The organism is Gordonia sp. DT101, assembly GCF_049844895.1.
Lineage (GTDB): Bacteria > Actinomycetota > Actinomycetes > Mycobacteriales > Mycobacteriaceae > Gordonia.
Genome location: NZ_JBNCLX010000002.1, coordinates 441,614 through 460,972, shown reverse-complemented (window position 1 = coordinate 460,972; position 19,359 = coordinate 441,614). Strand labels below are relative to the sequence as shown.

Annotated in this window: 19 protein-coding genes; 6 read left to right on the top strand and 13 right to left on the bottom strand. The window is 67.0% G+C overall.

Annotated features, from left to right (window positions below; genetic code table 11):
- Positions 1–113: 113 nt before the first annotated feature.
- Genes ACLQ3I_RS08685 through ACLQ3I_RS08675 form a run of 3 tightly spaced genes read right to left on the bottom strand, consistent with a single transcriptional unit; the run spans position 114 to position 2,231 of the window.
- Positions 114–494: a hypothetical protein gene (locus ACLQ3I_RS08685; RefSeq protein ID WP_267630298.1), complete on the bottom strand. Its 381-nt coding sequence runs from the start codon at positions 492–494 to the stop codon at positions 114–116.
- Positions 495–496: 2 nt separating this feature from the next.
- A complete protein-coding gene (locus ACLQ3I_RS08680) occupies positions 497–1,393 on the bottom strand; it encodes an SDR family oxidoreductase (protein WP_425792501.1) in 897 nt (298 codons plus the stop codon).
- Between the two features lie 46 nt (positions 1,394–1,439).
- Complete coding sequence (locus ACLQ3I_RS08675; protein WP_425792500.1) at positions 1,440–2,231, bottom strand: SDR family oxidoreductase; 792 nt, start codon at positions 2,229–2,231, stop codon at positions 1,440–1,442.
- A gap of 77 nt (positions 2,232–2,308) precedes the next feature.
- Between ACLQ3I_RS08675 and echA20 the strand changes: the two genes are divergently transcribed.
- Genes echA20 through ACLQ3I_RS08655 form a run of 4 tightly spaced genes read left to right on the top strand, consistent with a single transcriptional unit; the run spans position 2,309 to position 5,878 of the window.
- The gene (gene echA20, locus ACLQ3I_RS08670) at positions 2,309–3,082 is read left to right on the top strand and encodes a (7aS)-7a-methyl-1,5-dioxo-2,3,5,6,7,7a-hexahydro-1H-indene-carboxyl-CoA hydrolase (RefSeq protein ID WP_425792499.1); all 774 of its coding nucleotides are present in this window, start codon (positions 2,309–2,311) and stop codon (positions 3,080–3,082) included.
- The gene (locus ACLQ3I_RS08665) at positions 3,082–4,017 is read left to right on the top strand and encodes a CoA transferase subunit A (protein ID WP_425801299.1); all 936 of its coding nucleotides are present in this window, start codon (positions 3,082–3,084) and stop codon (positions 4,015–4,017) included. Before echA20 ends, ACLQ3I_RS08665 begins: the two co-directional genes overlap by 1 nt.
- Positions 4,014–4,796: a CoA-transferase subunit beta gene (locus ACLQ3I_RS08660; RefSeq protein ID WP_425801297.1), complete on the top strand. Its 783-nt coding sequence runs from the start codon at positions 4,014–4,016 to the stop codon at positions 4,794–4,796. The genes ACLQ3I_RS08665 and ACLQ3I_RS08660 overlap by 4 nt, the downstream gene beginning before the upstream one ends.
- Positions 4,793–5,878 carry an NAD(P)H-dependent flavin oxidoreductase gene (locus tag ACLQ3I_RS08655; protein WP_425801295.1) on the top strand — a complete coding sequence of 362 codons (1,086 nt, stop codon included), beginning with the start codon at positions 4,793–4,795 and terminating at the stop codon, positions 5,876–5,878. The genes ACLQ3I_RS08660 and ACLQ3I_RS08655 overlap by 4 nt, the downstream gene beginning before the upstream one ends.
- A gap of 77 nt (positions 5,879–5,955) precedes the next feature.
- Here ACLQ3I_RS08655 and ACLQ3I_RS08650 read toward each other — a convergent pair whose 3' ends face one another.
- The 6 genes from ACLQ3I_RS08650 to ACLQ3I_RS08625 all read right to left on the bottom strand — a co-directional run bounded on the left by ACLQ3I_RS08650 (position 5,956) and on the right by ACLQ3I_RS08625 (position 13,352).
- Positions 5,956–7,551, bottom strand: coding sequence for an acyl-CoA synthetase (locus ACLQ3I_RS08650; protein ID WP_425801293.1), 1,596 nt, complete (start codon positions 7,549–7,551; stop codon positions 5,956–5,958).
- Positions 7,552–7,628: 77 nt separating this feature from the next.
- Complete coding sequence (locus tag ACLQ3I_RS08645; RefSeq protein WP_425792494.1) at positions 7,629–8,228, bottom strand: TetR family transcriptional regulator; 600 nt, start codon at positions 8,226–8,228, stop codon at positions 7,629–7,631.
- A gap of 114 nt (positions 8,229–8,342) precedes the next feature.
- Positions 8,343–9,851, bottom strand: a complete 1,509-nt coding sequence (locus ACLQ3I_RS08640; RefSeq protein ID WP_425801291.1) for an aldehyde dehydrogenase family protein — start codon at positions 9,849–9,851, stop codon at positions 8,343–8,345.
- Between the two features lie 222 nt (positions 9,852–10,073).
- Positions 10,074–11,231: an acetyl-CoA C-acetyltransferase gene (locus ACLQ3I_RS08635; protein ID WP_425801289.1), complete on the bottom strand. Its 1,158-nt coding sequence runs from the start codon at positions 11,229–11,231 to the stop codon at positions 10,074–10,076.
- Between the two features lie 40 nt (positions 11,232–11,271).
- Positions 11,272–12,093 (bottom strand): SDR family oxidoreductase, encoded by an 822-nt coding sequence (locus ACLQ3I_RS08630; RefSeq protein WP_425792491.1) that lies wholly within the window; start codon positions 12,091–12,093, stop codon positions 11,272–11,274.
- Positions 12,093–13,352: an acyl-CoA dehydrogenase family protein gene (locus ACLQ3I_RS08625; protein ID WP_425792490.1), complete on the bottom strand. Its 1,260-nt coding sequence runs from the start codon at positions 13,350–13,352 to the stop codon at positions 12,093–12,095. The genes ACLQ3I_RS08630 and ACLQ3I_RS08625 overlap by 1 nt, the downstream gene beginning before the upstream one ends.
- A 42-nt stretch (positions 13,353–13,394) precedes the next feature.
- Between ACLQ3I_RS08625 and ACLQ3I_RS08620 the strand changes: the two genes are divergently transcribed.
- On the top strand, positions 13,395–14,948 hold the full coding sequence (locus ACLQ3I_RS08620; RefSeq protein ID WP_425801287.1) for a FadD3 family acyl-CoA ligase: 1,554 nt from the start codon (positions 13,395–13,397) through the stop codon (positions 14,946–14,948).
- A gap of 58 nt (positions 14,949–15,006) precedes the next feature.
- Here ACLQ3I_RS08620 and ACLQ3I_RS08615 read toward each other — a convergent pair whose 3' ends face one another.
- A complete protein-coding gene (locus ACLQ3I_RS08615; RefSeq protein ID WP_425801285.1) occupies positions 15,007–15,258 on the bottom strand; it encodes an endonuclease domain-containing protein in 252 nt (83 codons plus the stop codon).
- A gap of 234 nt (positions 15,259–15,492) precedes the next feature.
- On the opposite strand from ACLQ3I_RS08615, the gene ACLQ3I_RS08610 reads away from it, so the two are divergent.
- A complete protein-coding gene (locus ACLQ3I_RS08610; protein WP_425801282.1) occupies positions 15,493–15,795 on the top strand; it encodes a hypothetical protein in 303 nt (100 codons plus the stop codon).
- A 197-nt stretch (positions 15,796–15,992) separates the two neighbouring features.
- Here the strand turns inward: ACLQ3I_RS08610 and lysS are convergent, their stop codons facing one another.
- The 3 genes from lysS to ACLQ3I_RS08595 all read right to left on the bottom strand — a co-directional run bounded on the left by lysS (position 15,993) and on the right by ACLQ3I_RS08595 (position 19,270).
- Complete coding sequence (gene lysS, locus ACLQ3I_RS08605; protein ID WP_425801280.1) at positions 15,993–17,555, bottom strand: lysine--tRNA ligase; 1,563 nt, start codon at positions 17,553–17,555, stop codon at positions 15,993–15,995.
- 63 nt (positions 17,556–17,618) lie between these two features.
- Positions 17,619–19,073, bottom strand: a complete 1,455-nt coding sequence (locus ACLQ3I_RS08600) for an aldehyde dehydrogenase family protein (RefSeq protein WP_425801277.1) — start codon at positions 19,071–19,073, stop codon at positions 17,619–17,621.
- Entirely contained in the window at positions 19,070–19,270 is a 201-nt protein-coding gene (locus ACLQ3I_RS08595) for a hypothetical protein (RefSeq protein ID WP_425801274.1), read from the bottom strand. The genes ACLQ3I_RS08600 and ACLQ3I_RS08595 overlap by 4 nt, the downstream gene beginning before the upstream one ends.
- Between the last annotated feature and the right edge of the window lie 89 nt (positions 19,271–19,359).

Below are 19,359 nucleotides of genomic sequence, written 5' to 3'. Positions count from 1 at the left end.
GCCGACCGGGCCGTCCCACCGACAAGCGAGAGCTGGTCGGCAGCCAGACTGCACGGTCGGCGGAATTCTGTGCCCGATCGGCGAAAAGCTGCGCACGATCGGCGCGCGTCACTTCACTTACGTCGGGGCACCCCGAACCGGGCCACGATCGCCCGGATCTTGTTGTCCTCGTCGACGACGAAGGACTCGGTCACCTGCGCGGCGAGGCCGAGCGTCTTGGGACGCACATGCACCCAGAATCGCGTCGACACCATGTGCCCGTCCACCTCGGCGGTGAAACCACTGATGCGATGGATGAGCCGGAACTGCGGCCCTCGTGCGAGCCCACGGGCGATGTGAGCTCCGTTGCGTCCCGTCTTCATCCCCATCTCGGTACGTGTGCAATCCGGATGCAAGGCGACCCCCGACGGGTCGTGACTGACGAGCGCGTCCACATAGGCCCGCGCCGACGCGATGAGCTGTGCTTCACGCTCGGGGCCGGCGGTCGGCGTCACGTCTACCGCGCGCCGTAGACGGGTACCGGAACCGGCGACTTCGCCAGGATCTCGTCGACCACGGGCCCGAGTTCACCGGGCGCCCAGCGTGATCCCTTGTCCTGCTCGGCGCTGCGCTGGAATGCGTCGACGACGGTGATCTTGCCGCCCTCCACCTCGAAGACGCGTCCGGTGACCGACGACGACTCCGGCGATCCGAGCCAGACCACCAGCGGCGAGATGTTCGCCGGGTCCATCGCGTCGAACGAGCCGTCCGCCGGCGCGGCCATCTGTGCGGCCATCGCCTCGCCCGCACCCATCGTCATCTGGGTCCGCGCCGACGGCGCGATCGCGTTCGCGGTGACGCCGTAGCCGCCCAACTCCGCGGCCGCCTGAATGGTCAGAGCAGTGATACCGGCCTTGGCGGCAACGTAATTCCCCTGCCCGACCGACCCGAAGAGTCCGGCGCCCGACGAGGTGTTGATGATCCGGGCCGCGCGCTGCTCACCGGCCTTCGACTGCGCACGCCAGTACGCGGCGGCATGGTGCAACGTGACGAAGTGGCCCTTGAGATGAACGCGGATCACCGCGTCCCATTCGTCCTCCGACATCGCGACCAGCATCCGGTCGCGGACGAATCCCGCGTTGTTGACCAGGATGTCGAGGCCACCGAATTCCTTGACCGCGGTCTCGACCAGAGCGGTCCCGTCGGCCCAGTCGGCGACATCGGCCACGCCCGCCACGGCGGATCCACCCGCATCGGTGATCTCACCGACCACGGCGTGCGCCGCATCGGCGTCGAAGTCGTTCACCACGACCTTGGCCCCGTCGGCGGCGAGGGCCAGGGCATGCGCCCGGCCGATTCCCTGTCCGGCACCGGTCACGATCGCGATGCGGCCCTCATTCAGCTTGTCAGCCAAGACTTCTCCCCTTGTGTCGATTGTTCGGTGTCATGGCGTGATCGGATCACACCTGATTGTCTGCGGTGGCGACGGCCAGGAACGCCGGCTTCTCACCACCACCATGCACGGTCAGTGTCGATCCGGTGATGTAACCGGCCAACGGACTGAGCAGGAACGCGACCGCGTTACCCACATCGGCGGGCATCGCGAGCCGACCCATCGGGATGGTCGCCCCCACCGCGGCGACCCCGTCGTCGTCGCCGAGGTGTAGGTGCGCCTGCTCCGTCAGCACTGCCCCACACACCACCGAGTTGACGCGGACCTGCGGTGCCCACTCGATCGCGAGCGAGGTCATCGCGTTGTCCAGCCCGGCCTTCGCCGCACCGTAGGCCGACGTCCCCGGCGACGGCCGATGTCCGCTCACACTGGACACGTTGACGATCGCGCCGCCGGTCTCCTGCTGCCGCATCACCGCGTGGGCGGCGCGCGCCACGGTCAGCGGTGCCAGCAGGTTCAGCTCGACGATCTTGCTCGTGAACCGAGGGGACGCGTCTGCCGCGAGCGCGAACGGCGAGCCGCCCGCGTTGTTCACCACCCCGTCGAGACGGCCATGGGTCTCCGCGATCCCACGGATCATCTCGTCGACCGCATCGGCGTCCCGGACGTCGCAGGCGACGAACTCGACATCCGCGTCGTCGCCGGGGTTGCGTCCACACACGACCGGGACCGCGCCCAGTTCGGCCAACGCCCTCGTGATGCCCGCGCCGACGCCACGCGTGCCGCCGGTGACCAGGACGACCTTCTTGTCGATGCCGAGGTCATGGCCCTGACCTGCGGCCTGCGACTGTGCCTTCATGGGTGCTACCCTACCAAACAACCAAGCACTTGCTTGGTTCCAGCTTGGTTCACAGGCAGTACCCGAGAGGAGCTGGTGTGCCGATCACCACGACACACACCGAGAACGGCATTGTGACCGTCACGGTGGACTACCCACCGGTCAACGCGTTGCCGTCGGCGGCGTGGTTCGAACTGGCCGACGCCATCACCGCCGCGGGCGACGACATGTCCACGCATGTGGTGATCCTGCGAGCCGAGGGACGCGGCTTCAACGCGGGCGTCGACATCAAGGAGATGCAGGCGACCGACGGCTTCGACGCCTTGATCGGAGCCAATCGCGGTTGCGCTGCGGCCTTCTCCGCGGTGTATGACTGTGCGGTCCCGGTGATCGTCGCGGTCAACGGCTTCTGCGTCGGCGGCGGTATCGGACTCGTCGGCAATGCCGACATCATCGTCGCCTCCGACGACGCGGTCTTCGGTCTTCCGGAAGTCGACCGTGGCGCCCTCGGCGCCGCCACGCACCTGGCACGGCTGGTGCCTCAGCACATGATGCGCACGCTGTACTACACGGCGCAGAACGTCACCGCCCAGCAGCTGGAGCACTTCGGCTCGGTGTACAAGGCCGTCCCGCGCGAACAGCTCCTCGACACCGCACTCGAGATCGCCGAGAAGATCGCGACCAAGGACACCCGCGTCATCCGGGCGGCCAAGGAAGCCATCAACCACATCGATCCCGTCGATGTGAAGGCCAGTTACCGCCTCGAGCAGGGCTTCACCTTCGAACTCAATCTCGCCGGCGTCGCCGACGAGCACCGGGACGCTTTCGTCAGTACCGGTAAGACCTTGAACACCAATGGAGGACGCGCCTGATGACGCCCACCCCGACCGACAAGACCAGCTCCCTCGACGACGTCATCGGCGAGCTGCGCGACGGCATGACCATCGGCATCGGCGGCTGGGGCTCACGCCGCAAGCCGATGGCGCTGGTGCGCGCGCTGGCCCGCTCCGATGTCAAGGACCTCACCGTGGTCACCTACGGCGGCCCCGACCTCGGATTGCTCTGCGCCGCAGGCAAGGTCAAGCGTGCCTACTACGGCTTCGTGTCGCTGGATTCCGCACCCTTCTACGACCCGTGGTTCGCGCAGGCACGGACGTCCGGTGCCATCGAGGCGCGGGAGATGGACGAGGGCATGGTCAAGTGCGGCCTCGAGGCCGCGGCCTCGCGTCTGCCGTTCCTGCCGATTCGCGCGGGACTCGGCTCCGATGTCCCGACGTTCTGGGACGGTGAGCTCAAGACGGTCTCCTCGCCCTACCCGGCTGCCGACGGCCGCACCGAGACCCTGATCGCGATGCCCGCGCTACGACTCGACGCCGCGTTCGTCCACCTTGACCTCGCCGACAGTCGCGGCAACGCCGCCTACACCGGCATCGACCCGTACTTCGACGACCTCTACTGCGCGGCCGCCGAGCGACGCTACCTGGAGACCGATCAGCTGGTCTCCACCGAGGTGCTGGTGAAAACCGTTCCCACCCAACGGCTGCTGCTCAATCGCATGAACGTCGATCGGGTGGTGCACGCGCCGAACGGTGCGCATTTCACCTTCGCCGGCACGGCAAGCGAAGCCAGTGGCCCGAACGTCCACAGCGACTACGTCCGCGACGAGAAGTTCCAGCAGTTCTATGTCGAATCCGCCAAGGACCCCGAGAAGTGGGCGGCGTTCTCGCGCCGCTTCCTCGAGGTCGACGAGGCCGACTATCAGCGTGCGGTCACCGAATGGCAGGGCGAGCAGGAGGATCAGCAGTGAGCACCAGTACCAGCGACCCCAAGACCGTTGAGCCAGTCGAAACCACCCGGGCCGAGTACTGCGTCATCGCCTGCGCCGAGATCTTCGCCGGCGCCGGCGAGATCATGGCCTCGCCGATGGCACCGACACCGCTGCTCGGCGCACGGCTGGCACGGCTGACCACCGAACCCGATCTCCTCATCACCGACGGCGAGGCGCTGATCCTGGCCGACACCCCGGCCATCGGCAAGACCGGCCCCATCGAGGGATGGATGCCCTTCCGCAAGGTGTTCGACGTCGTCGCCTCCGGACGTCGCCACGTGGTCATGGGCGCCAACCAGATCGATCGCCACGGCAACCAGAACCTCTCGGCGTTCGGCCCGCTGCAGCACCCGACGCGTCAGATGTTCGGCGTGCGTGGCGCTCCCGGCAACACCATCAACCATCCGACGAGTTACTGGGTGGCCCGCCATTCGTCGCGCGTCTTCACCGATCAGGTCGACATCGTGTCCGGCGTCGGCTACGACAAGGTCGACCCCGACAACCCGGCTTACCGCTACCTGAACATTCCGCGCGTGGTCACGAATCTCGGTGTCTTCGACTTCGAGGGACCCGACCACACGATGCACGCGGTGTCACTGCACCCGGGGGTGAGCGCCGATGAGGTGGCCGAGAACACCGGTTTCGAGATCGCGGGCCTCGAGTCCGCGCCGTCGACCCGCACCCCCTCCGACGAGGAACTGACGTTGATCCGGGATGTGCTCGACCCCAAGGGCGTCCGGAATCGAGAAGTGAAGTGACTTCCCCAGCCAGGGCAGCCGGACTGTCCACGCGGTTCACCGAACTCGTCGGCGTCGAGTATCCGATCGTGCAGACCGGCATGGGCTGGGTGTCCGGGCCGTCGCTGACGTCGGCGACGTCCAATGCGGGCGGTCTGGGCATCCTGGCATCGGCGACGATGACCTACGACGAACTCGAGGCGGCGATCGCCAAGACGAAGTCGTTGACGGACAAGCCCTTCGGGGTCAACATCCGCGCCGACGCCACCGATGCCCCGGAGCGGATCGACCTCCTCATCCGCGAGGGCGTCAAGGTGGCGTCCTTCGCGCTCGCCCCGAAACAGGACCTGATCGCGAAGCTCAAGGATCACGGCGTGGTGGTGATCCCGTCGATCGGCGCGGCGAAGCACGCCGTCAAGGTGGCTTCCTGGGGCGCCGACGCAGTGATCGTGCAGGGCGGCGAGGGCGGCGGACACACCGGCCCGGTGGCCACCACGCTGCTGCTGCCCTCGGTTCTGGATGCTCTCGGCGACAGCGGGATTCCCGTGGTCGCCGCGGGCGGCTTCTTCGACGGTCGCGGCCTCGTGGCGGCGTTGTCCTATGGCGCCGAGGGTGTCGCGATGGGCACTCGCTTCCTGCTCACCTCCGACAGCGCGGTCCCCGACTCGGTCAAGCAGGAGTACCTCCAGCGCGGACTGGGTGACACCGTGGTCTCGAAGAAGGTGGACGGGATGCCACATCGGGTGCTGCGCACTCCACTGGTGGAGGCCTTGGAGAGCGGCAGCCGGGGCAAGGCCCTCTATGCCGCGGCGCGAAATGCCAACGAGTTCAAGCAGTTGACCGGCATGAAGTGGACGACGATGCTCCGCGACGGTCGCACCATGCGGAAGTCGGGCGAGCGCACCTGGCAGCAAGTCATCATGGCCGGCAACACGCCGATGTTGTTGCGCGCCGGGCTCGTCGAGGGCGACACCCGTGCAGGGGTCCTGGCATCGGGTCAGGTGGTCGGCATGATCGACGACCTGCCCAGTTGCGACGTACTGGTCCAATCGATCATGACGCAGGCGCACTCACGGTTGAAGGTGCTGGGTTCGTTGTCCTGATCGTCCGTCGCGATATGGATGCGGCGTCTGAGCGACGGGGACTCAATAATTGACGTGTCGTCTCGCTCTGACCGCATTCATATCGCGGCCAGATCCGCGTGCCGAACGCGGAGATCCTTCTTGAGGATCTTGCCGCTGGGGTTCTTCGGCAGAGCATCCGCGAAGACCACGAACTTGGGACGCTTGAACCCCGCGAGAACCCCGGCGAGGTGTTGCTCGACGGTCTCCTCGGTCAACGTGACACCGTCCTTGGGCACCACGACGGCGGTCACCGCCTCGATCCATTTCGGATGCGGCACACCGAAGACCGCGACCTCGGCCACGCCGTCGAGCAGGTAGATGGCCTCCTCGACCTCGCGGGAGGCCACGTTCTCGCCGCCGGTCTTGATCATGTCCTTCTTGCGGTCGACCACGGCCAGGTAGCCGTCGGCGTCGATCACACCGAGGTCACCGGAATGGAACCAGCCGTTGCGGAACGCGACGGCGGTCTTCTCCTCGTCGTTGTAGTAGCCGAGGCAACTGTGCGGGCTACGGTGCACGATCTCGCCGACCTCGCCGGTCGGCAACGGGTTGTCCTCGTCGTCGACGACCCGGGTCTCCACGTTGAGCGCCGCCCGTCCGGCCGATCCGGCTCGTTCGATCTGCTCATGGGGCTGCAGGATGGTCGCGAGCGGCGACATCTCGGTCTGGCCGTAGAAGTTCCACAGCGCGACGTCCGGGAGACGCTCCGACATCTCGCGGAGCACCTCGACCGGCATCGGCGATGCGCCGTAATAGCCCTTGCGCAACGACGACAGATCGCGGCTGTCGAAATCGGGGTGCCGCAAGAGTGAGATCCACACCGTCGGTGGGCAGAACAGTTTGGTCACCCGCTGCGCTTCGATCGTCGCCAGGATGGCCGCAGGATCCGGGCCGGGCAGGATGATGCTGGTCGCGCCCAGGTAGACGTCGACCGACAGGAAGCAGTCCAGTTGCGCACAGTGGAAGAGCGGCAGCGAGTGGACTTCCACGTCGTCGCCGCTCATGCCGCCGTCGATGATGCACGAGACATACTGGGTGATCAGCGATTTCGAGGACAGCAGCACTCCCTTGGGACGGGACTCGGTGCCGGAGGTGTACATCAGGCGCAGCGGGTCGTCGTCGGCGACGAACACCTGTGGAGGTGTCGGGTCCCCGGACAACATCCACTGATCGACGTCGTCCCAGCCGGCCGCGGGCGTCGAGCCACCCCGGATGACGCCCCGGATCGCGCCGGTGAGCCCCGACAACTCCATGGCCTTCGCGACCGTCGGAATCAAGGTGTCCTCGGCCACCACCGCCCGGGCACCGGAATGGTCGAGGATGAATGCGATCTCCTCGGGCCCGAGCCCGAAGTTCACCGGTACCAGCACCACGCCGAGGCGCGCGGTCGCATAGTGCACCACCGCGAACTGCCAGCTGTTGTGACTCACCAGGGCCAGACGATCGCCCTTGACGATGCCCCGCGCGGCGAGCGCGTTGGCACACCGATTCACCGCGGCATCGAACTCGGCGAACGTAAGCGCCGTGTCCCCGTTGATGATCGCGGTCTTGGTGGGGTTTCGGAGGGCGCTTCGGCGCAGCAGATCGCCGAGTGTGTGTTGGCGGACCGTGTCGATCGCGGCCGTCGTCGGGGGTGTGAAGCGCTCTGCCATGGCTGTCCTTCGCTGCGTTCCTGAACCACTGGAGTTGTTATCCGGGTCACAGTACCGAACGCGCGGATGCAGCCTGATCAGCGCGGCAGGATCCCGTCGAGCACGATCGACAGATATTGGGCGGCGATGTCGTCGGCCGACAAGGCACCGCCCGGACGGTACCAACGCACCGCCACCCAGACCGTGTCGCGCAGAAAGCGATAGGCCAGCTCGACGTCGAGGTCGGCGCGGAACTCGCCGTCGTCGACACCCCGCCGCAGGACGGCGTGCCATAGCCGGCGGAACTCGGTGTTGCGTTCCTCGATATAGGCGAAGCGTTCTTGTCCGGCAAGCCGTTTGGCCTCGTCCTGATAGATCGCGACCGCATTGCGCTGCTCGTCGATGGCCTCGAACGACGAGACGATGAGGCCACGCAGCGTCTCGGTGGCGGTCAGTCCGGCGTCGGCGATCACCCGGTACCGGGCGAAGAGGTCGTCGAGGAAACCCCGGAGGATCTCGTCGACGATGGATTCCTTGGAGTCGAAGTGATGGTAGAGACTGCCGGACAGAATGCCGGCGGCGTCGGCGATGTCGCGCACGGTGGTGGACCGCAGGCCCTGCTCGGCGAACATCTTTCCCGCTGTGGTCAGCAGTTCGTCGCGCCGAGTCGAGCCGGAGACGGTGCTGCGGGGTGCCATGCAGTCACCCTAGCAAGCGCTTGGCCGGTTTTGTGGATCGTCGCGCATGGTCGAGCGATCCCAACGCGAGATCGGCCGGGCACACAGAGTGCGCCCGGCCGATTTCGGTGACAATCAGCGCTTCTTGAGCTTCTTGATGGCGCGCTTGTTCAACCGGCTCCAGAGCTTCATCTGACCGTTGGTCATCTTGGCGTCACGGCTGGTGAACGGCGGCGCCATCATCTCGGCGACCTTCAACGGCATCGTCGACACGGCGATCGCACGCGCATGACTGAACGTGTCGAAGCCCGTCTTGCCGTGATAGCCACCCATACCGCTGCGACCGACACCGCCGAACGGGAGTTCCGCACCGAACATGTGCAGGGCGAAGTCGTTGGCGTTGATCGAACCGCTCCGGGTGCCGTCGGCGAGACGCGCGAGGTTCTCGTTGTCGTCGCCACACCAGTACATGGTCAGCGGGTGCGGATGCGCGGCGATGTAGCGGATGGCCTCGGACAGATCCCGATACGGGTACACGGTGAGTACGGGTCCGAAGACCTCGTCCTCCTCGATCTTCATCCCCGCCTTGACCCCGGTCAGCAGGGTCGGCGCGATCTTGCGCTTCTCGGCATCCGGGAGCGGCTCGCCTGCCGGCACCACCTGGCGGACATCCGCTCCCAATTCTTGGGCGTCCGCGATCAGCCCGAGGATGCGGTCGTAGTTCTTCTGGTTGATCGTCGCCGTGTACTCGGGATTGTTGCGGATCGTGGCGAAGTTGGCCGTCCACCGGGCGACGACCTTGTCGGTGAACTCGCCGACCTTGGCCTCGGGCACGAACACGTAGTCGGGGCACAGGCAGACCTGGCCACCGTTGACCATGCGCGCGTCGGCCAGCATGGTCGCCGCCTTGTCCATGTCGGCATCCGGATCGACGACCGCCGGGTTCTTCCCGCCCAGTTCCAGCGTGACCGGCACCAGGTTCTTCGCGGCCTCCTGGGCCACCGATGCACCGACCTCCGGGGAGCCGGTGAAGAACATGTGGTCGACCTTGAGCTTGGCGAAGTCGGCGCCGCCGCCGTGCTTGCTGGTGATCACGGCGAGCTCTTCGATCGAGAAGTAGTCGGGTGCGTGCTTGGCGATCACATCGGTGGTCCGCGAGGTGATCGACGACGGGCGCATGAGCACCCGGTTACCCGCGGCGAAGGCGGCCCCGGCCGGGACAAAGGTCAGCTGCAGCGGGAAGTTCCACGGCCCCATGATGCCGACCACGCCGAGCGGATCGTGCCGGATGCGCTGCTTGAAACCCAACGCCCCCTGCACCTTTGCGGTGTTGCTCTCCTGCATCCACTTCTCCACACCGCGGCGCTGATGGGTCAGATCGACCATGCAGCCCGCGACGTCGGCGGCGAGGGACAGCTCACGCGGGCGGGTGCCGAAGTCCTCGTTCAGCGCCTCCGCGATCTCCTCGGCGTTGTCGAGGAGCAGCGACGAGAGCCGGGTGATCCGGTCGATACGGGTCTTGGCATCGGGGATGCCGTCCCGCTGAAACGCGGCGCGCTGGATGTCCAGCAGTTCGGACATGGTGTGGGCTTCCGACGACACCCGGCCGGCCGCCGCGGTGTTCACCTCTGCTGGTTTGGTCATCGAGATCCTCCGATAGTGCTGGTGGCGAGCGCCTCAAGAGACGAACTCGCGCCTTTGTTCCAGCATAGTATGCGTCAGATCACAGCGTTCTGGCTACATGCGTGTTCAGATGATCCTCGTCCACGTGGCCAGCCACAATGCGCCGACAGCAACCGATTATTCGCCGAGAGCAACGCATCCGTGGTGCTCTCGGCGAAATTGAGGTTGCTGTCGGCGAGCCCGTCAGGACAGGCGTTCGATGATGGTGACGTTCGCGGTGCCGCCGCCCTCACACATCGTCTGCAGACCGTAGCGGCCGCCGGTGCGCTCGAGTTCGTTGAGCAGCGTCGCGAACAGCTTGGCGCCGGTCGCGCCCAACGGGTGGCCGAGCGCGATACCGCCGCCGTTCGAGTTGACCTTCGCCGGGTCGGCGCCGGTCTCCTTGAGCCACGCCAGCACCACCGACGCGAAGGCCTCGTTGATCTCGATGACGTCGATGTCGTCGATGGACAACCCGGTCTTCTTCAGTGCGTAGGCGGTCGCCGGGATCGGCGCCGACAGCATCATCACCGGATCGGCACCCCGCACCGAGAGGTGGTGGATGCGCGCCCGCGGTGTCAGGCCGTACTCCTTGAGCGCGTTCTCCGAGACCACGAGCGTCGCGGACGCGCCATCGCAGATCTGCGACGCGACGGCCGCGGTCAACCGCGAACCCTCCGCGAGCGGATCGAGTCCGGCCATCTTCTCCAGCGAGGTCTCACGCGGGCATTCGTCGACGACGCAGTCGCCGAGCGAAACCAGCTCCTTGTCGAACCGGCCCTCGGCGATGGCCTGCTTGGCCCGCTGGTGCGACTGCAGCGACCAGCGCTCCATGTCCTCCCGGCTGATGTCCCACTGGGTCGCCATCATGTCGGCCCCGTTGAACTGCGAGATCGCGACGTCGCCGAACCGTTCGCGCCAGCCGACGGATTCCGCAGTCGGAGTGGTGAACCCGAACTCCTGGCCGGCGATCATGGCCTGCGAGATCGGGATCGCGCTCATGTTCTGCACACCACCCGCGAGGACCACATCCTGCGTGCCGCTCAGCACACCCTGCGCGGCGAAGTGGATGGCCTGCTGCGACGACCCACACTGACGGTCGACGGTGGTGCCGGGAATGTCCAGCGGCAGACCGGCGGCCAGCCACGCGGTCCGCGCGATGTTCCCGGCCTGCGGGCCGATGGCATCGACACAGCCGAACACCACGTCGTCGACGACATTCGGGTCGATGCCGGTGCGGTCGATGATCGACGACATGACATGCGCGCCCATGTCGGCGGGATGGGTCTTGGCGAGCGACCCGTTGCGCTTCCCGACCGGCGTCCGGACGGCGTCGACGATGTAGGCCTGAGGTGTGGACATCTGGTCCTCCTGATGGGTGGTGTGTGAAAGTTCTTGCGGGCTAAGCCCTCTGGCTGGAGATCGAGACCACCTCGCCGGTGAGATAGGTGGTGTAGTCGCTGGCCAGCATGGCGATGGTCGCGGCCACCTCCCACACCTCGGCAGCCCGTCCGTAGGCCTCCCGCGATGCGAGCTCGTCGAGGAGTTCGTCGCTGGTGACCTTCGCGAGGAACGGGTGCTTGGCAATCGACGGAGCGATGGCATTGATACGCACGCCGAAGTCGGCGGCCTCCACCGCGGAGCACCGGGTGAGCGCCATGACACCGGCTTTCGCCGCCGCATAATGCGCCTGCCCACGCTGGGCGCGCCAACCGAGCACCGACGCGTTGTTCACGATCACGCCGCCGTGTTCGACGGCTCTGAAGTAGCGCAGTGCGGCGCGGGTGGCCCGGAAGGTGCCGTTGAGCGTGATGTCGAGGACGCGGTCCCATTCTTCGTCGGTCATGTCCGCCACCGGCGTCTCGCCACCGAGCCCGGCATTGTTGACGAGGACGTCGATGCGACCGAGTTCGCCTGCGGCAGCGGAGATGAGCGCGTCGACCTCGGCCGACTCCTGCACGTTGCACACGACCTGCCCGACGGTCTGGTCGCCGAACTCCGACGCCAGCTTGTCCCGGGCCTCCCCCAGCCGTCGTTCGTGCCAGTCGCTGATCACCACGTCGGCACCCTCGAGCAGCGCACGGCGCGCCGTCGCGAAGCCGATCCCGGTGCCGGCGGCCGCGGTCACCACCACCTTGCGGCCGAGTAGCAGGCCGTGCCCGGGGGTCTCCTCCGGCGCCGTGGCCAGTGGTGAACGGTTCTGTGCGACAGTGGTTTCAGACACTAGCGAGCCTCTCGCGGTAGGCCGAGCACCCGCTCGGCGATGATGTTGCGCTGCACCTCGTTCGAGCCGCCGTAGATGGTGTCGGCGCGCGTGAACAAGAAGAGTCGTTGCCAGTCGTCGAGTTCGACGTTGTCGGGGTCGGTGATGTCGTTGACGACGCCCTCGACCGTGGCGGTGGGTCCGATCAGCGACGGCGCCCCGACCACGGCCATCGCCAGCTCGCCGAGATCGCGATGCCAGTTGGCCCACAACAACTTCGCGACCGAGGCCTGACCCGCCTCGGAGACGATGTCACCGGCTAAGGTGCGCTGCGCATGAGCCCGCATCACCTTCAGCCCGATCCAGGCCCGGGTGATCCGCGATGCGATCTCCGGATCCTTCGCGGACCCATTGGATTCGGCGATCTCGATGAGATTGCGCAGTTCCCGGTCGAAGCCGACCTGCTGACCGAGCGTGGAGACACCGCGCTCGAACTGCAGGAGGCCCATCGCGACCTTCCAGCCGTCGCCCGGCTCGCCGACGATGAGGTCGGCGTCGGCGACCGCGTCGTCGAAGAAGACCTCGTTGAACTCCGATGTGCCGGTGAGCTGTTGGATCGGCCGGACGGTCACACCCGGCTGGTCGATCGGGACCAGCAGGAAGCTCAGGCCCTTGTGCCGCGTCGAACCCTTCTCGGTACGGCAGATGACAAAGCACCACTGGGCGACGTGCGCGAGGGATGTCCACACCTTCTGGCCGTTGATGATCCACTTGCCGTCGTCGAGTCGCGCACTGGTGGACACGCCTGCGAGGTCGGAACCCGCGCCCGGCTCGGAATAGCCCTGCGCCCAGAGTTCGGTGACGTCGACGATGCCCGGCAGGAAGCGCTCCTTCTGCTCCTCGGTGCCGTATTCGATCAGCGTCGGGCCCAGCAGTTCCTCGCCGAGGTGGTTGACGCGTGCCGGAGCATTCGCCCGCGCGTACTCCTGATGGAAGATGATCCGCTGTTCCAGCGTCGCGCCACGACCCCCATATCGGGTCGGCCAGCCGAGACACGTCCATCCGGCCTGGGCCAGATGACGGTCCCAGGCCAGCCGGTCGTCGAAGAATTCGTGCTCACTGCCCGGTCCGCCCCGACCCTTGAGGTGCGCGAATTCGCCTGCGAGATTCTCGTCGAGCCAGGCGCGCACCGCGGTAGCGAACGTCTCGGCCGCATCCGGCGACGTTCGCGCCCATTCGCCGAGGTCAACCGACCGATCGGCAAGGTTGATCGAGGTCATGACCGCTAGCATAACTCACCAAGCAAGTGCTAGGTTGGGGCCATGGAGGCGATCCTGACGACCCCGGCTGCCCTGCGCCGGGCCGCACAGACCTGGCCCGACCGAACCGCACTCGTCGACGAGCAGTGGCCGGACCGCCCGACGGTCGACCTGACCTGGTCGGAGTTCGCCGACGCCGTCCGTACGTTCGCGGCCGCGCTCGTCGCATCCGGCATCAATGCCGGCGACCGGGTGGCCCTCTGGTCACCGAACAGCCACCACTGGCCCGTCGCGGCCCTGGGCATCCATTACGCAGGCGCCACGCTGGTTCCGCTGAACACCCGCTACACCAGTGGCGAGGCGGTCGAGATCATCGAACGTTCCGCGGCGCGTGCCGTCGTGGTGTCGGGCGAGTTCCTCGGCGGCAACCACCTGGCCGACCTCCTCGGCGAGCACGCGCAGGCCATGCCCGACGTCGTGGTCGGGGTGACCCTCGGCACGTCGTCGTCGGTGCCCGACGGTGCGGTCGAGTGGTCGGAGTTCCTGACCCGGGCCACCGAGGCCACCCGCGACGAGGCGGATGCACGTGCCGATGCCGTGGCTCCCGACGACATCTCCGACATCCTCTTCACGTCGGGAACCACCGGGAAGTCGAAAGGCGTGCTGGCCGAACATCAGCAGACGATGGCCGGCTCGCAGGCCTGGGGATCCAACGGCCGGCTCTCCGCCGACGACCGGTACCTGATGGTCAATCCCTATTTCCACACCTTCGGCTACAAGGCGGGCATCCTGCCGTGCATGCTGTTCGGCGCGGCGATGCTGCCGCTGGCGGTCTACTCGCCGACCGAGGCGATGAAGCTGGCCGACGCCCAGCGGGTGACGGTGTTCCCCGGAGCGCCGACGATCTTCCAGACCATCCTCGACGACCCGGCCCGCCCGGATTTCGACCTGTCGTCGTTGCGGCTGGTGGTCACCGGTGCGGCCATCGTGCCGGTGGTGCTCATCGAGCGATTGCAGAGCGACCTCGGCGTCGACACGGTGGTCACCGCATACGGACTGACCGAGGCCAGCGGATTCGTGTCGACATGTACCCCCGACGACGACGACCAGACCGTCGCCAACACCTGTGGCCGGGCCTTCGACGGCATGGAGATCCGGCTCTCCGACGAGGGTGAGGTGCTGGCACGCGGCAAGATGGTGATGCGCGGCTACCTCGACGACGAGGCCGCCACCAAGGAGACGATCGACCCCGACGGCTGGCTGCACACCGGCGACATCGGGACCCTCGACGATCGCGGCAACCTCACCATCACCGACCGCCTCAAGGACATGTACATCTCCGGCGGATTCAACGTCTATCCCGCCGAGGTCGAGCAGACCCTCGCACGGCTGGAGGGTGTCACCGAATCCGCCGTGATCGGCGTGCCCGACGAGCGCCTCGGCGAGGTCGGCCGGGCCTACCTGACCCTGCGCGACGGCGTCGATCTGGACGAGGCGGCGGTGATCGTCTACTGCAAGATCCACCTGGCCAACTTCAAGGTCCCGCGTTCGGTGGTGTTCGTGGACGCCTTCCCCCGCAACGCCGCCGGCAAGATCCTCAAACGCAACCTCACCTAACCGCGATTTTGTAGCAACAATCGGCGGCTGATGCGGATTGTTGCTACGGATCGGGAGGTCAGGCGGCGGTCGCCTGCCGGATCGCGGCCCGGATCTGCGCCAGCACCCACTGCGGCCGAGTGGTGAGGTCGTGCCAGGTGAACCGCAGCACGGTCCATCCGTTCGCGATGAGGTCGTTCTGTCGTTCGCGATCGTGCTGGAACGCCTCGGCATCGGAATGGTAGGCGAACCCGTCGATCTCGATGTCGATCTTGTGTTCGGGGAGCGCCAGGTCGAGGATGTATCCGCCGACGGCAGGTTGGTCACCCATCCGGTGACATCCGACCCACGCAGCAGCGCAACCGCCTTACGCTCCGCTTCCGAACGAGCCCCCTCCGACATCGCCGCCACCATGGCCCGGGCACGGGGTGACCCGCGACGTCCCGAGTTGCGTTTCTGCGCCACAAGGAGGTCGTCGAGTTCCACCCGCGCGCGGAGCAGCGCCGAATCCATCACGCGCACACCGATGTCCACGGCTGCATCCAGAACGGTGAGCGGAATCGCCGTGACCGGCAAGCTATCCTTCGACGTCACGTCGACGGGATCCAATGTGCGGTGCCACACGGCGCAGCCGGGAATCCGACTGCCGTGGCGACCGTGGGGCGCGATCACCGTCACCGTCGTCGGCTCGGTGGTGACCAGTGCGTGCCACCACGCGGCCGCCGCACCCGCCAGCGCTGCCCCCGGTCCGGCCTGCAGCACCGCGAGCCGCATCCGCATCCGGATGTCGAGCGTACGGTCGGCCGCCCGGAACACGCCCCGAGCCACGCGGATCCACTCACCCGACCGCACTCGATGGCGTAGCTGATCGCCGGTCACGCCGCACCGGTAGGCCTGAATCGTCGTGAACACACCGTCGTGGTCGGCGAGCATTTTCCGCAGCGCGGCCTGATCCCCCATGCACGTCGGACGCACGCACCGCCGTCGCGGTTCCACGGCCCACCGCCGCCCGCGATTCCGTAGCAACAATCGGCGGCTGGTGCGGATTGTTGCTACGGATCGGGGCTAGATGCGCGGCTTGACCAGCGGGAACAGGATGGTCTCGCGGATACCGAGGCCGGTCAGCGCCATGAGTAGGCGGTCGATGCCCATGCCGGTGCCTGCGGTCGGGGGCATGCCGTATTCGATCGCGGTGAGGAACTCCTCGTCGAGCTGCATGGCCTCGTCGTCGCCTGCAGCCACGAGCCGCGCCTGGTCGACGAAGCGCTCACGCTGGATCACCGGGTCGACGAGCTCGGAATAGCCTGTGGCCAACTCGAATCCGCGGATGTAGAGGTCCCACTTCTCGACCACACCGGGCACCGAACGATGCGAGCGGACCAGCGGCGAGGTCTCCACCGGGAAGTCGCGGACGAAGACCGGCTGCATCAGGTGCTGCCCCACCATGTGCTCCCACAGTTCCTCGACGAGCTTGCCGTGGCCGTAACCCTTGTCCTTGGGGACCTCGAGGCCGACACGTGCGGCGATGGCGAGCAACTCGTCGATCGAGGTCTGCACGGGGACGATCTCCTCCCCCAGCGCCTCCGACAACGACGGATACATCTCCAACGACGTCCACTCGCCCGACAGGTCGTATTCCGTCCCGTCCGCCATCACCGGCGTCAGGGTGCCCAAGGCGCCCATCGACACCTCTTGCACCAGTTCACGAGTCATCACCGCGGCGTCGTCGTAGGTGCCGTAGGCCTGATAGGTCTCGAGCATCGCGAACTCGGGCGAGTGCGTGGAGTCGGCACCCTCGTTGCGGAAGTTGCGGTTGACCTCGAACACCCTCTCGATGCCGCCGACGATGCACCGCTTGAGGAACAACTCGGGCGCGATCCGTAGGAACAGATCCATGTCGAAGGCATTCGAATGCGTCACGAACGGTCGGGCCGCCGCGCCGCCGTGCAGGGTCTGCAGCATCGGCGTTTCGACCTCGAGGAAGTCCCGCTTCGCCAGTGCCGCACGGAGTTCGGAGATGACCGCGATGCGGGTGCGAGCCATCTCCCGCGCCTCGGGACGGACGATGAGGTCGACGTAGCGCTGCCGTACCCGGGACTCCTCGTTCATCTCCTTGTGCGCAACGGGCAAGGGCCGCAAGGCCTTCGACGCCATCTGCCAGCTGTCGGCCATCACCGAGAGCTCGCCGGTGCGGGAACTGATCACCTGCCCGTGCACGAACACGATGTCGCCGAGGTCCACCTCGGCCTTCCACCGCCCGAGGGATTCCTCGCCGACGCCGTTGAAGCTGATCATCGCCTGCAGCTGGGTGCCGTCCCCCTCCTGAAGGGTGGCGAAGCACAGCTTGCCCTTGTTCCGGAGGAAGATGATCCGGCCCGTGACACCGACGATCTCGCCGGTCTCGGACCCGGCCTCCAGGTCGGGGAAGGTGGTGCGAATCTCCGACAGACTGTGCGTCCGCGGGATGGACACCGGATACGCTTCGCGCCCGTCCCCCAGGATGGCCTCGCGCTTCTCCTGACGGATCCGGACCTGTTCCGGTGTGTTGTCGTCGGTCGGATTCGACCCGCTCGCTCCGCTCCCGGCGTCGGAGGCGGCTGCGTCGGGGGTGGTCGGGGTGTTGCTCACCCCCGAGACCCTATCGGAATCATCGATCCGGACCGATTTGTGGTCGCGGTGCCGCCGAAGGAGTCAGAACGGGTACTTTTCGATCTCGGCCTGCATGGTGACCCATTGCAGATCGCAGAACGTATCCAGATTCGCCGAGGTGCCGAAGTGTCCGCCGGTCCCCGACGCCTTGGTGCCGCCGAACGGTGCGACGGCCTCGTCGTCGACGGTCTGGTCGTTGATGTGGATCGCGCCGGAGCGGATCCGATCCGCGAGGTCGAAGGCCTTGAAGGCGTTGGCGGTGAGGATCGACACCGACAACCCGTATTCCGACGAGTTGATGATGTCGATGGCCTCGTCGACGCTCTCGTAGGTACTCACCGGCGCGACCGGACCGAAGATCTCCTGGGTGAAGGCCGGGACGTCGGTCGGGACGTTGCCGAGCACGGTCGGCCGATAGAAGAGGCCCTGGTAGGTACCGCCGGCCTCCAGCGTCGCGCCTGCCAGCACCGACGACTGCACGATCTCGTCGACCTTCTTCAGTTGCCCCTCGTCGATGATCGGCCCGAGGGCGTTGGCGGGGTCGGTGGGATCGCCGACCGGGATGTTGCTGGCCTTCTCGGCCAGCTTCGCGGTGTACTCGTCGGCCAGCGCGGCCGGCACGAGATGACGGCCGGCGGTCATGCAGATCTGTCCCTGGTGGAGGAAGGAGCCCCAGGCACCGGCCGACGCCGCGGCATCGATGTCGGCGTCCGGCAGCACGAGCACCGCGTTGTTGCCGCCGAGCTCGAGATGGACCTTCTTGAGCAGCGGCGCGGCGGCCTCACCGATCTTGCGGCCCGCGGCCGTCGAACCGGTGAAGGAGATGCACGGGATGTCGGGGTGCGCGACGAGCGCGGCGCCGACGTCGGCGCCGCCGGGCAGGACGTGTAGGAGCCCCTCCGGAAGGCCGGCTTCGGCCAGCAGTTCCGCCAGCGCGAGGCCACCCGCGATCGGGGTGCGCGGATCCGGTTTGAGGATCACGGCATTGCCCAGCGCGAGCGCCGGCGCGACCGACCGCATCGAGAGAATGGCCGGGAAGTTGAACGGGCTGATCACCCCGACGACGCCGACCGGGACGTGCCGACCGATCGACATCCGGGGCTTCTGGCTGCGGAGAACCTGACCGTACGGCTGCGACGCCAGCCCGGCCGCCTCGGACAGCTCGGACGTGACGAGCCCGGCCTCGAAGGCCGCCTTGCCCTGACCGGACCCCGATTCGGGTACCAGCCATCGCGTCAGACGGGACGGATCGTCGGTGAGCAGTGCGGCGGCGCGGATCATCACGGCGGCGCGTTCGGTGTAGGGCAACGCGGCCCAGGTGCGTTGGGCTGCGGTCGCGGCGCGCGCGGCGGCGTCTACGTCGTCGCGGTCGGCGGCGCCCACGGTGGCCAGCACCTCGCCGGTCGCCGGTGCGGTGACGTCGAGGGTTCCGGCACCACCCGCGCGCCACCCACCGTCGAAGATCTTTTCGTCCCAGGGATTGCTCGAGGTGCTCATACCTCGACCATAGAGAAGCGGTCGAACATACGGTCCTGGATTCGGACGGCGCCGACCGGGGCGCGATCCCGCCCGTCGATCGTGCGCAGTTTCCCGCCGATCGTGCACAGTTTCACGCCGATCGTGCACAGTTTCACGCCGATCGTGCACAGCGTCACGCCGATCGTGCGCAGCGTCGCAGGGGTGGTGGCCTGCACGGATGTGTGGCAGACTGTGCGCCGTGATCAAGAGCTGTCTGGAGTGTTGTCAGGGCTGAGTACCGCATCTGCGGCCGCCCTTCTTCGAC